This is a genomic window from Streptomyces sp. AC550_RSS872 (assembly GCF_019049285.1).
Lineage (GTDB): Bacteria > Actinomycetota > Actinomycetes > Streptomycetales > Streptomycetaceae > Streptomyces.
In genome coordinates this window covers 1-14,126 of sequence record NZ_JAGMUL010000064.1, presented here as the reverse complement: position 1 = coordinate 14,126, position 14,126 = coordinate 1, and the positions used below count along the sequence as shown (strand labels likewise).

Annotated in this window: 8 protein-coding genes and 3 tRNA genes; 6 read left to right on the top strand and 5 right to left on the bottom strand. The window is 69.5% G+C overall.

Going from position 1 to position 14,126, the window contains the following annotated elements; all coding sequences use genetic code 11:
* The first annotated feature begins 126 nt into the window (after positions 1 to 126).
* Positions 127 to 1,113: a hypothetical protein gene (locus KUM44_RS26620; RefSeq protein ID WP_217211778.1), complete on the top strand. Its 987-nt coding sequence runs from the start codon at positions 127 to 129 to the stop codon at positions 1,111 to 1,113.
* A 1,588-nt stretch (positions 1,114 to 2,701) separates the two neighbouring features.
* A complete protein-coding gene (locus KUM44_RS47650) occupies positions 2,702 to 3,226 on the top strand; it encodes a transposase family protein (protein WP_217211773.1) in 525 nt (174 codons plus the stop codon).
* Positions 3,227 to 3,738: 512 nt separating this feature from the next.
* Here KUM44_RS47650 and KUM44_RS26610 read toward each other — a convergent pair.
* The 3 genes from KUM44_RS26610 to KUM44_RS26600 form a co-directional block, all read right to left on the bottom strand.
* Positions 3,739 to 3,815: transfer RNA gene (locus tag KUM44_RS26610), tRNA-Ile, on the bottom strand.
* A gap of 179 nt (positions 3,816 to 3,994) precedes the next feature.
* Positions 3,995 to 4,067, bottom strand: a tRNA-Asn gene (locus tag KUM44_RS26605).
* 5 nt (positions 4,068 to 4,072) lie between these two features.
* A tRNA-Asn gene (locus KUM44_RS26600) sits at positions 4,073 to 4,145 on the bottom strand.
* Between the two features lie 158 nt (positions 4,146 to 4,303).
* Here KUM44_RS26600 and KUM44_RS26595 point away from each other — a divergent pair.
* The 4 genes from KUM44_RS26595 to KUM44_RS26580 all read left to right on the top strand — a co-directional run bounded on the left by KUM44_RS26595 (position 4,304) and on the right by KUM44_RS26580 (position 10,162).
* Positions 4,304 to 4,612: a YtxH domain-containing protein gene (locus tag KUM44_RS26595; protein WP_217211771.1), complete on the top strand. Its 309-nt coding sequence runs from the start codon at positions 4,304 to 4,306 to the stop codon at positions 4,610 to 4,612.
* 201 nt (positions 4,613 to 4,813) lie between these two features.
* A complete protein-coding gene (locus KUM44_RS26590) occupies positions 4,814 to 6,271 on the top strand; it encodes an FGGY-family carbohydrate kinase (protein ID WP_217211768.1) in 1,458 nt (485 codons plus the stop codon).
* A 178-nt stretch (positions 6,272 to 6,449) separates the two neighbouring features.
* Complete coding sequence (locus KUM44_RS26585; RefSeq protein ID WP_217211767.1) at positions 6,450 to 8,183, top strand: ABC transporter ATP-binding protein; 1,734 nt, start codon at positions 6,450 to 6,452, stop codon at positions 8,181 to 8,183.
* Positions 8,183 to 10,162 (top strand): ABC transporter ATP-binding protein, encoded by a 1,980-nt coding sequence (locus KUM44_RS26580; RefSeq protein WP_217211765.1) that lies wholly within the window; start codon positions 8,183 to 8,185, stop codon positions 10,160 to 10,162. The genes KUM44_RS26585 and KUM44_RS26580 overlap by 1 nt, the downstream gene beginning before the upstream one ends.
* Positions 10,163 to 10,344: 182 nt before the next feature.
* Here KUM44_RS26580 and KUM44_RS26575 read toward each other — a convergent pair whose 3' ends face one another.
* Both KUM44_RS26575 and dnaG read right to left on the bottom strand, forming a co-directional pair.
* On the bottom strand, positions 10,345 to 11,652 hold the full coding sequence (locus tag KUM44_RS26575; RefSeq protein ID WP_217211764.1) for an RNA polymerase sigma factor: 1,308 nt from the start codon (positions 11,650 to 11,652) through the stop codon (positions 10,345 to 10,347).
* Between the two features lie 81 nt (positions 11,653 to 11,733).
* Positions 11,734 to 13,638, bottom strand: coding sequence for a DNA primase (dnaG, locus tag KUM44_RS26570; protein WP_217211762.1), 1,905 nt, complete (start codon positions 13,636 to 13,638; stop codon positions 11,734 to 11,736).
* Positions 13,639 to 14,126: the final 488 nt, after the last annotated feature.

The following is a 14,126-nucleotide window of genomic DNA, read 5'->3' as shown; positions in this document are numbered from 1 at the left end:
AGCGAGGCCAACGGCCGCGACACAGGGCTACGGTTGTGGAGTCCGATCCCGACAGAGCACAACCCCCTGGGCCCAGAGGTCGAAGATCGGACAGCGGCATGGATTCGCCGACACAGGCTGGACAGCGTGACGTCGGATCAAGACCGGCTGGACTTCTCGGTGTGGATCTGCCGGTGCACGTCGATGCTCTACCCGGACGCGCCGCTGGAGCAGCTCCAAATCGCCGCGGACTTCAACGCCTGGGTCTTCGCACTGGACGACTACATCGACCTGCCCGGCGGTGCCGGGGACGCCGCCAAGGCGACCGTGCTGCTGGCCCAGTTGGTTCGGCCTGCCGAGGCGCCCGAGGCGGCGCCACTGGATGGCTCGCCGCTGGGCGTGGCCCTGGCTGACCTTGTCGCCCGGCTCTCACGGTGCGCGACGCCCTCTCAGGTGGCCCGGTTCGCGGAGAGCTTGCGTCGTGGGATGCTCTGCGGGGCCTGGCAGCGCTCGCTGCTGGACGACGGCGAGAAGCATGATCTGAACGAATATGCGACCCTGCGGCTGGGTGCCACGTTCGTTCCGGCCTATTCGGCGCTGTACGAGATCGTGCACGGCTACCGCCTTGACGGAGAGGAACTGGCCACAGCGCAGGCGCGAGCACTCACGGAAATGGCCTCTTTGCTGATCGGCCTGCACAACGACGTCCATACGTGGGCCAAGGAGGAGGCCAGTCACTCGCCGGACATCAACGCAGTCACGGTGCTGGCCCGCGAGACCGACGGCGACCTTCAAGAGGCGCTGACCCGCGCACTGGCCCTGAGCAACCAGATCATGGCACTTTTCGTACGGCTGAGGGACCACACCCAGGAACAGGCTTCAGACGGACTGCGGCACTATCTACGTGACCTGGGGCGCTTCATCGCGGGAAACGTGGAGTACCACGTGCACATGCCGCACTACCGACGCGGGCTGAAACCCGGACATCAGGATCTGCTGGAGCAGATCTGGGTCGACACCACCTCCGCGGACGTCAGCCCCGGGCCACCGCCCGCGCTCACCTCGATCGCCTGGTGGTGGCAGCAACTACCTGAGACCGCAGCACCCACGACCCCGCCCGCCCAGCACCGGTGAGGCGGCACAGTGCTGACCTCCCTGCTTGCGGGCGCCAGGGAGGCACTGGACAAGGCCGTCGCCTACGCACTGGCCGCCAGCATCCCCAAGGCTGCCGGGAGGGCACGGCCGACCCCCGGATCTTCGACCCCGCCCTGGCCGCCCATGCCTTCCCCACCGGGCAAGGGCCGCGAGAGCACGCGCTCACCAGGCTGCGCGAGCCACGCCCCAGGAGCATCATCCGGTCGCCAAAGGGATCAAGGAATGACTGCGCCACCTCACTCTCGCCCCTCACCGAGCCGGACCACCACCGCCACTGGCAGGCCCGCACACCAGCCGGGCCGTACTGCTGCACACGCCCTGGCCCTCGCCGCCGACGCGCCTGCAACGAACCCGCAGACGCTGCATCGAGGTCCTGGCGGAGGAACCGGCGAAACGGCGCACTGGCGGCGGGGAGTCTTGTTCGGCCTGACGGATCCAGTCCATGAGCAAGTGGCCGCGGCAATGGCGAGCCAGCTCGCGGAAGGTGCAGGCGAGGTCACAGGCCCGGGTGATATCCGGGCAGGCAAGGCGGACTTGGAGGAGCTGTTCTTCCTGCCTGTCAGTGAGTGACTCGCGCCCCTGTCCGAGCTCTACTTCTGCAACCGGCAATGGCCCCGCCTTCGACCGCACCGACCTCATCGACGCACTACGCGCCTACAGCCACCGCCACCGACGTCTCGGAGCCTGACCACGCGCCGCGCACCGGCGACCCCGAGCCCTTCCCGGGGAAGGCCGGAGCGCAAGGCCCGTTCCATACACGGCAAGCCAGCTCCACACCCATTCCGAGTCCTGTGCGCCACGGACGTCTCCGGGAGGTCGTTCATGCTCCAAGCCAGCGCCACACCTCAGTACTCGGACCGCGATCACGCGCTTGTGATCGGGGCCAGCATCGCCGGCCTGCTCGCAGCAAAGGTCCTCGCCGAACACTTCGGCCGTGTCACCTTGCTCGACCGTGACGCCATTGCGACGGACACCACCTTGCGGCGCGGGGCCCCGCAGGGCCACCACCCCCACTACATGCTTGAGCGCGGCGCGCTGGCGATGGACGAAATCTTCCCCGGCCTGCGTGCACAGATGTCCTTGGAGGGAGTACCCATTCAGGACTTCGGGGAGGCAAAGCGCATCCTGCTGCCGTACGGATGGGCGCCCATGGCCACCACCGGAGACAACGTCCAGTCCTTCAACCGACCCTTCCTCGAACGGCATCTGCGCGAACGCGTACTCAAGCTGGACAACGTAGAACTCATCGGTGACTTCTGCGTCGACGGCCTGACCACCACCGGCAGCCCGCCAGCGGTCATCGGCGTGCACGGGCGTCGAAACGGGACAGCCCAGGTTGTCTCCGCCAACCTGATCGTCGACGCCAGCGGACGCGCCTCAAAACTTCCGGACTGGCTGGCGTCCATCGGCCTCTCCCGCCCGGCAGAACGCACCGTCGAAGCGGAGGTCTCCTACACAACCCGCCCGTACGAGGGGCGGGCCGGTCGACGGCACCCTCGTCCCCACCCAGCGCCGCACCGGAACAGCGGACCGGCCGAACTAATCCGGCAAACACCACCGTCACGGCTTGCACTTCCTCGCCCTGACCGACGAGCGGGGCCGCCTGATCTGGATCTCGGCCGCCCGGCCCGGCCGCAGCCACGGCATCACCGTCGCCCGCCGCGACCACCTCCTGGCCCACCTTTCCCCCGCCGGCCTCGGGGCCCTCGCAGACCTCGGCTTGTATGCCTGGACGACGACCCCGACAACCCCGTGGCCGTCACCGGCTTCAAGGCCACCCGCGCCCGCAAGCTCACCACCGGCCAGAAGGGAGGCCAACCGGGTCCTGGCCTCCGGACGCGCCCAGTCGAGCACGGCTTCGCCCACCTCAAGAACTGGCGGGCCCTCACCAAACTCCGCACTGACCCCGCCCGCGCCACCCACCTCCTGCGAGTCCTGCTCGTCGGAGCACCGGGAGCTCTATCCGGACGCCCTCACACCACACGACCCTAGGGGAACCCCAGGGGAGGCAGACCGCCTGCAAACCCCGACAAATCGGGACTCTAGAAGCTCCCGCCCGCACTGCCCTGCTAACAGGTCAGCACGAGAATAGCCCCTCTGACCCGCGTTTCCGCAGCTCAGAGGGGATATCACAGGTGGAGCCCAGGAGAGTCGAACCCCTGACATCCGCACGGAAAGACAACGCTCTTCCGCCTGAACCAACCCGCCGGAAAGCAGTCGCAGCCGCCCCTGGGCTCACGCCCCCAGCGACCGGATCGGCCCTGCGCCTCCATGGTCGGCTTCCCCATGGCTGGGCGCTCCGAGAGAACAACCGCACCAGCATCCGTCCGGCGGATCGGATCGTCTCCGCCAGGGCAGTTGGCAGCTGCGAGACACCCTTGACCGGCACCGGCACCGGCAGTGGTCGGTGGACGGCACGTGGGATCCCGGATCGACACCCCACGGCAATGCTGGGAAGAAACCACAGGTCATAGGCATGAAAGCGTCTTCCTGGACGCCCACGAAGCACAGCTCGCTGCACCATCGTGCACCTTCCGCTGCACGCCACCCAACAGCAAAAACCGGCGTTTCCACAGCTCAGAACGTTCCTGCGCAGGTAACCACTGGTGGGGCGGGTGGGACTCGAACCCACGGCCGACGGATTATGAGTCCGCTGCTCTAACCGGCTGAGCTACCGCCCCATAGCGGCGTGTCGCGTACATGTGTGCGCGCCGTCTGCCGCAGCATAGCCGCTCATACGATCTCCTGCTTCGCATGGTCGACTTCGCATGCCCTCAAGGACTCCCCTGCGACGTGCACGGTTCCCAGGAGATCAGCCCGAACATGAAAAAGGACCCCTACGGGGTCCTCGTTCAGCGTGCTCCCCCGACTGGACTCGAACCAGTAACCTGCCGGTTAACAGCCGGCTGCTCTGCCAATTGAGCTACGGAGGACCGAGCTCCCCGGACTGGACTCGAACCAGTAACCTGCCGGTTAACAGCCGGCTGCTCTGCCAATTGAGCTACCGAGGAAGGTCTCGTTTGCATCGAACGTACCTACCTGGGTATTCGCCAGGGGGCGTGCGCTCGCTGCGACACATACATTAGCGCAAGCAGGGGGGTGCTCCGCCAATCGGTTCCCCCCGGCACCGACGCCGCACCACGGACCTACGCAAGGAAGGGTGGCCGCCATGCGCTACCGGCTCACGTTCGTCATCGGACTCGCCGTCGGTTACGTCCTCGGCACACGCGCCGGACGCGAGCGCTACGAGCAGCTGAAGAAGACGGCCCGGGAGATCTCCCAGAACCCCGCCGTCCGCAACACCGCCGAGTCGGCCGCCCAGCAGGGCCGCCACTTCGCGGGCAGGGCCTACCACACGGTCAGCGACAAGGTGGGCGACCGAGTCCCCACCTCCGTCGCCGACCGAGTCCGCTCCCTCCGTGAACGCAGCGCCCACAACGGAGGCGCAGAAGACGACTGGGGCACCAGCAACACGTAGGAGCACGTCTTCCGGCGCTCGGATCGGCAGCACCTCCTGGGCTCCGGGGACTGCACGCCCCAAGGGGCGCGGGGCTGTGTCGATATGCGGCTCCGCCGCGGGGCGCGACCAGCCACAACGGCGCCGTACCCGCAAAACCCACACGCACCCCTACGGCGCCCACGGCCCGAGTCGGCGCAGCGCTACGGCACAATTTGGGCCATGGGGATAGTCGCCGGGTTGGACAGTTCGCCCGATTTCACGCGCATCGTCGTATGCGACACGGACTCAGGGGCCGTGCTCAGGCAGGGGTACGCCCCGCATCCGGTGGACACACCGGACGGCGGCGGGTCCCGGCCCTCCGACGTCGATCCGCAGGCCTGGCTGCTGTCCCTCGGGGAGGCGGCCGGCGGCGGGCTGCTCGAAGGTGTGCAGGCCATCGGTGTGTCGGCGCAGCAGAACGCGGTGGTCCCGCTCGACGCGCAGGGCAACACCGTGCGTCCGGCGATGGTCGGCGGCGACAAGCGGGCGCAGGTCGCGGCGGCCGATCTGGTCGACGCGCTGGGCGGCCGGGAGGCGTGGGCGCAGGCCGTGGGGTGTGTGCCGCAGGCCGCGCAGCCGGTGACCAAGCTGCGGTGGATGGCCAAGACCGAGCCCGAGAACGCCGTACGCGCCGCCGTCCTCATGCAGGCGCACGACTGGCTGGTGTGGCAGCTGCTCGGGCGGCCCGTGAGAAGGACCACAGATCGGGGCGGGGCCTCCGGGACCGGGTACTGGTCCGCGGCCGTCGGCGCCTACCGCAGCGATCTCGTGGAGCTGGCGCTCGGCCATCAGGCCATGCTGCCCGAGGTGATCGGGCCGGCGGAGGCGGCGGGTACGACCCCCGAAGGGCTCCTCATCTCCGCGGGGACGGGCGAGACCATGGCCGCCGCGTTCGGGCTCGGCATCGGGCTGGGCGACGCGGTCGTGTCGCTCGGCGCCTCCGGGTCGGTGATGGCCGTTCATCCCGAGGCGCTCGTCGACAGTTCCGGAATGATCACCTCCCTGGCCGACGCGACCGGCATGCACCTCCCGGTGGTCACCACCCTCAACGCCGTGCGCACCCTGCGCGGCGCCGCCGAACTTCTCGGCGTGCCCGACCTGGAGGGTCTGTCCGACCTGGCGATGAAGTCGACCCCGGGGTCGCACGGCCTCGTACTGCTGCCGTATCTGGAGGGTGAGCGGACGCCGAGTCTGCCGCACACCGCGGGCACGCTGACGGGGCTGCGGCGGGAGTCGATGAAGCCGGAGCATCTGGCGCGGGCCGCGTTCGAGGGCATGCTGTGCGGGCTCGCGGACGCGCTGGACGTGCTGCGCGGCCGGGGCGTCGAGGTACGGCGCATCTTCCTGCTGGGGGCGGCTGCGGAGCTGCCCGCCGTGCAGGCCGCGGCGCCCATGCTCTTCGGCGCGCAGGTGGTCGTACCGCAGCCCGCGGACTACGCGGCGATCGGCGCCGCCCGGCAGGCCGCCTGGGCGCTCGGTGTGTCGCAGGGCACGCTCGATCCGCACACGCCCCCGGTCTGGCAGGGCGCGGCCGCGCAGGTCCTGGAGCCCGGCGAGGAGCTGGCGGTGGGGCAGGCGGTGCGGCAGCAGTTCGTGTCGGTGCGGGAGCAGACGCATCCCGGGGCGTTCCGGTCATAGAGAGGGCGTAGGGCCGACGTAGCGGAACGTAAGAGACCGGTAGGAGTCGTACCCGTAAGGCCGTACGGAGCCGCGCTGACGGCTTAATCGGTTGAGGTAACGCGGGTGGAGTGTTCGACGATAGGGGCCAAGGGCAACCAAACCCCTTCGCCGATCCGCCCACTCCGAGAGAAGCAGCGTGCTCATACGACTTCTGCGGACCTACCTCAGGCCCTACCGAAAACCCCTCGCCTGGCTGGTGCTGCTGCAATTCCTTCAGACCTGCGCCACGCTCTACCTGCCCACGCTGAACGCGGACATCATCGACCAGGGCGTCGTCAACGGCGACACCGGCTACATCCTGTCCTACGGCGCCCTGATGATCGGCATCTCGCTGGCACAGGTCGTGTGCAACATCGGTGCCGTGTACTACGGCGCCCGGACCGCGGCGGCGCTCGGCCGGGACATGCGGGCCGCCGTCTTCGACCGGGTGCAGTCGTTCTCGGCGCGGGAGGTCGGCCACTTCGGCGCGCCCTCGCTGATCACCCGGACCACCAATGACGTCCAGCAGGTGCAGATGCTGGCGCTGATGACGTTCACCCTGATGGTGTCGGCGCCGATCATGTGCGTGGGCGGCATCGTGCTGGCCCTCGGTCTGGACGTGCCGCTGTCCGGGGTGCTGGTCGCGGTCGTGCCCGTGCTCGGCATCAGCGTGACCTTGATCGTACGGCGGCTGCGGCCGCTGTTCCGGACCATGCAGGAGCGGCTCGACACGGTGAACCGGGTCCTGCGCGAGCAGATCACCGGCAACCGGGTGATCCGCGCGTTCGTGCGCGACGAGTACGAGCAGCAGCGGTTCCGGAAGGCCAACGCCGACCTGACCGACATGGCGATGGGCACCGGCAGGCTGCTCGCGCTGATGTTCCCGATCGTGATGACCGTGGTGAACCTGTCGTCCATCGCGGTGGTCTGGTTCGGGGCGCATCGCATCGACAGCGGCGGCATGCAGATCGGCGATCTGACCGCGTTCCTCGCATATCTCATGCAGATCGTGATGTCCGTGATGATGGCCACCTTCATGTTCATGATGGTGCCGCGCGCGGAGGTGTGCGCCGAGCGCGTCCAGGAGGTCATGGACACGTCGTCGAGCGTGGTGCCGCCGGTCGCGCCGGTGCGGGAGCTGCGCCGGCACGGGCATCTGGAGATCCGCGGCGCGGGCTTCCGCTACCCGGGTGCCGAGGAGCCGGTGCTGAAGGCGATCGACCTGGTCGCGCTGCCGGGTGAGACGACGGCCGTGATCGGCTCGACGGGCAGCGGGAAGTCGACCCTGCTGGGGCTCGTCCCCCGGCTGTTCGACGCGACCGACGGGCGGGTGCTCGTGGACGGCGAGGACGTGTCGGAGATCGATCCCCGGCTGCTGGCGAAGACTGTGAGCCTCGTCCCGCAGAAGCCGTACCTGTTCGCCGGGACCGTGGCGACCAACCTTCGCTACGGCAATCCGGACGCGACGGACGAGGAGCTGTGGCACGCGCTGGAGGTGGCGCAGGCCAAGGAGTTCGTGGAGCGGCTGGAGAACGGGCTCGACTCCCCCATCGCGCAGGGCGGCACGAACGTCTCCGGCGGTCAGCGGCAGCGGCTCGCCATCGCGCGGACCCTCGTCCAGCGGCCGGAGATCTATCTCTTCGACGACTCCTTCTCCGCCCTCGACTACGCCACCGACGCCGCGCTGCGGGCGGCGCTCGCGCGCGAGACCGCCGAGGCGACCGTCGTCATCGTCGCCCAGCGGGTGGCGACCATCCGGGACGCGGACCGGATCGTCGTCCTCGACGAGGGGCGGGTCGTCGGCACGGGCCGGCACCACGAGCTGATGGCGGACAACGAGACCTACCGGGAGATCGTGCTCTCCCAGCTGACGGAATCGGAGGCTGCCTGATGGCCGGGCCCATGGGACGGATGATGGCCGGGGGCGGCCCTGACCAGCGCTCGCTGGACTTCAAGGAGTCCGGCAGGCGGCTCGTCGCGCAGTTCAAGCCGGAGCGGCTCACCATCTACGCGCTGCTGCTCTGTGTGGTCATGAGCGTGGGTCTGTCGGTCGCCGGGCCGAAGATCCTCGGGGCGGCGACCGACCTGGTCTTCGCGGGCATCGTCGGGCGGCAGTTCGAGTCCGGGATGACCAAGGAGCAGGTCCTCGCGGCGATGCGGGAGCGCGGCGACGACCAGATCGCCGACATGCTGCGCAGCACCGACTTCACGCCGGGCGAGGGCATCGACTTCGGCGCGGTGGCGAACGTACTGCTGTTCGCGCTGGTCGTGTTCCTCGTCGCCGGTCTGCTGATGGCGGTGGCGACGCGGCTGGTGAACCGGGCCGTGAACCGGACGATGTTCCGGATGCGCGAGGACATGCAGGCGAAGCTGTCGCGGCTGCCGCTGTCGTACTTCGACAAGCGTCAGCGCGGTGAGGTGCTGTCCCGTGCCACGAACGACATCGACAACATCGGGCAGACGCTCCAGCAGTCGATGGGGCAGCTCATCAACTCGGTGCTCACCATCGTCGGTGTGCTGGCGATGATGTTCTGGGTGTCGTGGCTGCTGGCGCTGGTCGCGCTGGTGACCGTGCCGCTGTCGTTCGTGGTCGCCACGCGGGTCGGCAAGCGGTCGCAGCCGCACTTCGTGCAGCAGTGGCGCTCCACCGGCAAGCTCAACGCGCATGTCGAGGAGATGTACACCGGGCACACCCTGGTGAAGGTGTTCGGGCGGCAGGAGGAGTCGGCGAAGCAGTTCGCCGAGCAGAACGAGGCGCTGTACGAGGCCGGGTTCAGGGCGCAGTTCAACAGCGGTGTGATGCAGCCGCTGATGCTGTTCGTGTCGAACATCAACTACGTGCTGGTCGCGGTCGTCGGCGGTCTGCGGGTTGCGTCGGGCTCGCTGTCCCTCGGCGACGTGCAGGCCTTCATCCAGTACTCGCGGCAGTTCTCGATGCCGCTGACGCAGGTCGCGTCGATGGCGAACCTCGTGCAGTCCGGTGTCGCCTCGGCCGAGCGGATCTTCGAACTCCTGGACGCGGAGGAGCAGGAGGCTGATCCGGTACCGGGTGTGCGGCCGGAGGAGCTGCGTGGCCGGGTGGCGCTGGAGGGCGTGTCCTTCCGGTACGACCCCGACAAGCCGCTGATCGAGGACCTGTCGCTGACGGTGGAGCCCGGGCACACGGTCGCCATCGTCGGCCCGACGGGGGCCGGCAAGACGACGCTGGTGAACCTGCTGATGCGCTTCTACGAGGTGTCAGGGGGGTGCATCACGCTCGACGGCGTCGACATCGCCCGGATGTCCCGGGACGAACTGCGGGCCGGGATCGGGATGGTGCTCCAGGACACGTGGCTGTTCGGCGGCACGATCGCGGAGAACATCGCGTACGGGGCTGGAATTGAAGGGGCGGCGCGAAGCGCCTCCGGCAAGGGTGGTGGTGGGCGACGGGTGGGCGTGTCCCGGGGCGAGATCGAGGAGGCGGCGCGGGCCGCCCACGCCGACCGGTTCATCCGTACGCTGCCCGACGGGTACGACACGGTGATCGACGACGAGGGGTCGGGGGTCAGCGCGGGTGAGAAGCAGCTCATCACCATCGCGCGGGCGTTCCTGTCCGACCCGGTGATCCTGGTGCTGGACGAGGCGACGTCGTCGGTCGACACCCGTACGGAGGTGTTGATCCAGAAGGCGATGGCGAAGCTGGCGCATGGGCGGACGTCGTTCGTGATCGCCCACCGGCTGTCGACCATCCGGGACGCGGACACGATTCTGGTGATGGAGAACGGATCGATCGTGGAACAGGGCGCGCACGGGGAGCTGTTGGCGGCGGACGGGGCGTATGCGCGGTTGTACAAGGCACAGTTCGCGCAGGCGGTGGCCGAGGTGGACTGAGTCGCGGCAGGGGGTGCCGTGTGGGGTCGCGGGGCGGCTGCGGGCCGGTGGGGGCTGGTCGCGCCCACGCGGCGGAGCCGCAAATTGATACAGCCCCGCGCCCCTTGAGGACGTGCAGCTGACGCCCCCTCTCGGGGGCGCGGGGAACTGCGCGATCACCCCTCACTCGCCCCCAGACCGCATCAGTCCAGATAGCCCCTCAGCTGATCCGCGAACGCATGATCCCGCAGCTTGTTGAGAGTCTTCGACTCGATCTGGCGGATCCGCTCCCGCGTCACCCCGAAGATGCGGCCTATCTCCTCCAGCGTGCGCGGGCGGCCGTCCGCCAAGCCGTACCGCAGCTGTACGACCTTGCGCTCGCGCTCCCCCAGAGTCGACAGCACCGCCTCCAGGTGCTCCCTGAGCAGCAGGAACGCCGCCGACTCGACCGGGGACGCCGCGTCGCCGTCCTCGATGAGGTCGCCGAGGGCGACGTCGTCCTCCTCGCCCACGGGCGCGTGCAGCGACACCGGTTCCTGGGCCAGCCGCAGGACCTCGCTGACCCGCTCGGGCAGGAGGTCGAGGTGGGCGGCCACCTCCTCCGGCGTCGGTTCGTAGCCGCGCTCCTGGAGCATGCGGCGCTGGACGCGGACGACCCGGTTGATCAACTCGACTACGTGGACCGGCACTCGGATGGTGCGGGCCTGGTCGGCGAGGGCACGGGACATGGCCTGGCGGATCCACCAGGTGGCGTACGTCGAGAACTTGTAGCCGCGGGCGTAGTCGAACTTCTCGACGGCCCGGATCAGGCCGAGGTTTCCCTCCTGGACCAGGTCCAGCATGGTCAGACCCCGGCCGACGTACCGTTTGGCGACCGAGACCACCAGACGCAGGTTCGCCTCGATGAGGCGCCGCTTGGCCATGCGGCCCATCACGACCAGCCGGTCCAGGTCGAGGGCGAGCCGGCTCTCCAGGTCGGGTGTGCTGCTCAGCTTCTCCTCGGCGAACAGGCCGGCCTCGACACGGCGGGCGAGTTCGACCTCCTCGGCCGCGGTGAGCAGCGGGATACGGCCGATCTCCCGCAGGTACTGACGGAACAGGTCGGAGGAGGGGGCGCTGGTGTCGGCGGCACGGGCGCGGGCCGGCACCGGTGCTTCCACCGGCTCGGCGGCATCGGCGTCCAGGGCGTCGGCGGGCGGTTCCGCCGGCTCGGGCGAGGCCTCCGGCTCCGCCTCCGGGTGGTGCGCGACACGGCTCTGCGGCGGCACCGCGACGAGAACGTCGGTCTCCGCGTCCGGCTCCGTGCCGTCGGTACTGGCGTCGGTCTGGATGAGGGTCTGGGTCTGCACGGGGGCGACCTCCAGGATGATCGCTGCCGAGTCGTACGGCAGCGCTGCTTCGAGGGCGGAGTCGGCGGCCTCGCCGCTGTCCGTCCCGTACGCGATGAGCGGAACCGCGGGGGTGTGGGACCCGTGGGGAACGGATCGGCCGCGCTCCGAGGACTCAGGCACCGCAACCCAGTGTGGAGTACGACACATCGCCGCCACGAGGGGCGTGCGGTGACTTTTTGCGTCCGGTCCGTGACCGCCTGCTCAGAGGGCGGCCGCGCCCTGCCCCCGCAATGCCTGGTCGTACTGCTGCAACACCCACAGCTCGTTCTGTACGGCGGCCAGTTGGGCGGGGTCGCCGCCCGCGCCCAGCCGGGTCAGCTGGCTCTGGATGTCACGGACCCGGCGCTCGACGGCGCGCCGGCGGACGGTGACGAGCTGTTCGCCGGCGTAGTTCTCGTCGACCGTCCTGCGCATGATCGCCTCGACCGCGAGCTCCGTGACCATCGCGCGGACCTGGTCGTCGGGGGCGGCGTCCCGGACGCGGACCAGGTACTCCTGCGCGTCCTGGATGCCGTACTCCGCGCCGCCCGCGTCCATGATCGCCTGGCGTACGGCGGCGTAGGGCGCGGCGGTGAACTCGTCGACGCCGTACGCGTCGAAGGCCGGGGAGACCAGCTCGGGGCGCTGGAGGGCGAGTTTGAGGAGTTCGCGTTCGGTGGCGTAGACGGGGTTGCGCAGGGTGAGGGCGGGCCCGGAGGTGCGGGGTGCGGGGGCGGCGTCGTACGGCTGCTGCGGGTCGCGGGAGGTCGACGCCGGGCCCCGGCCGCCCCGGTCCCGTGCCCAACGCGCCAGCTGGGCCACCCGCTTGACCACGAACTGGGTGTCCAGGATGCCGAGCATGCCCGCGAGCTGGACGGCCACCTCGTGCTGGGCGCCGCTGTTCTTGATGCGGGCGACGATGGGCGCCGCCTCGTCCAGCGCGGCCGCGCGGCCCGCCGGGGTGTCGAGGTCGTAGCGGACGACGATCTGGCGCAGCGCGAACTCGAAGAGCGGGGTGCGCGGTTCGGCCAGGTCGGCGACCGCGTCGTCGCCCTTCGCCAGGCGCAGCTCGCAGGGGTCCATGCCGTCCGGCGCGATGGCGATGTACGTCTCCGCGGCGAACTTCTGGTCGTCCTCGAAGGCGCGCAGGGCCGCCTTCTGGCCGGCCGCGTCGCCGTCGAAGGTGAAGATGACGCGGGCCGAGCCGTTGTCCATCAGGAGCCGGCGGAGGATCTTGATGTGGTCGCCGCCGAAGGCCGTGCCGCAGGTGGCGATGGCGGTCGTCACGCCGGCGAGGTGGCAGGCCATGACGTCGGTGTAGCCCTCGACGACGACCGCGCGGCTGGCCTTGGCGATGTCCTTCTTGGCGAGGTCGATGCCGTAGAGGACCTGCGACTTCTTGTAGATCGCCGTGTCGGGGGTGTTCAGGTACTTCGGCCCGTTGTCCGCCTCGTACAGCTTGCGTGCGCCGAAGCCGACGACTTCGCCGCCGATGTCGCGGATCGGCCACATGAGGCGGCCCCGGAACCGGTCGATGGGGCCGCGGCGCCCCTCCTGCGCGAGCCCGGACAGGAGGATCTCCTTGTCGGTGAAGCCCTTACCGCGCAGGAAGCGGGTGAGGTGGTCCCAGCCCTGGGGGCTGTAGCCGACGCCGAAGTGGACGGCGGCGGCCTGGTCGAAGCCGCGCTCGGCGAGGAAGACCCGGCCGGTGTCGGCCTCGGGGCTGGTCGCCAGCTGCTCGGCGTACCACTCGGCGGCGATCTTGTGGGCCTCGACCAGACGGATGCGCTCGCCGCGCTGGTGGGAGGGGTTGTACCCGCCCTCCTCGTAGCGCAGGGTGATGCCGGCCTGGGCGGCGAGGCGCTCGACCGCCTCGGAGAAGGAGAGGTGGTCGACCTTCATCACGAACGTGATGGTGTCGCCGCCCTCCTGGCAGCCGAAGCAGTGGAAGAGCCCCTTGCTCGGGCTGACCTGGAAGGACGGCGACTTCTCGTCATGGAAGGGGCACAGCCCCTTGAGGTTCCCGCCCCCCGCGTTCCGCAGCTGGAGGTACTCGGACACCACGGCGTCGATCGGGACCGCGTCCCGTACCGCCTTCACGTCCTCGTCGTTGATCCGTCCTGCCACGCGTGAATTCTACGGGGGCGGACTGACATGTCCGGGCGGGCCGGAACCCCCAGGGGCGCGGGGCTGTGACATATGCGGCTCCGCCGCGTGGGCGCGACCAGCCACGGACCACCGGCACTCGCGACCCGACCGCGCCCAGCAGACGACTAGGCCCTGTCGTTTGGATCACCCCGGCGTCGCGGGGCCTGGCACGCGCATCTGCGGCGTTGTCGTCGGTTGCCAACGCTCCGCGTTGGCGCCCTCCTCCGCCTTGCAGCTGCACGCACCAGGCCCCGCTCGGGTCGGCTGAAAGGAGCCGCGCCTCACAGCCGGGCTGATCCAAACGACAGGGCCTAGGTGTATTGATCACGAGCGTTGTTAACACTGCCCGGGCTTGATCATGGCGAAGGCCCCCCGTGTGTGGTGGAGGTATCGAATCTTCACCGCACGGAGGCCTTCGTGTTCCACCGTAATGCCCGACTGACCCTTCACGGCAGGCGGCTGCTGGT

What these genes read in the sequence shown, in the direction of transcription:
- KUM44_RS26595 (WP_217211771.1), top strand. Translation starts at nt 4,304, where the DNA reads ATGCGCTACCGGCTCACGTTCGTCATCGGACTCGCCGTCGGTTACGTC.
- KUM44_RS26590 (WP_217211768.1), top strand. Translation starts at nt 4,814, where the DNA reads ATGGGGATAGTCGCCGGGTTGGACAGTTCGCCCGATTTCACGCGCATC.
- KUM44_RS26580 (WP_217211765.1), top strand. Translation starts at nt 8,183, where the DNA reads ATGGCCGGGCCCATGGGACGGATGATGGCCGGGGGCGGCCCTGACCAG.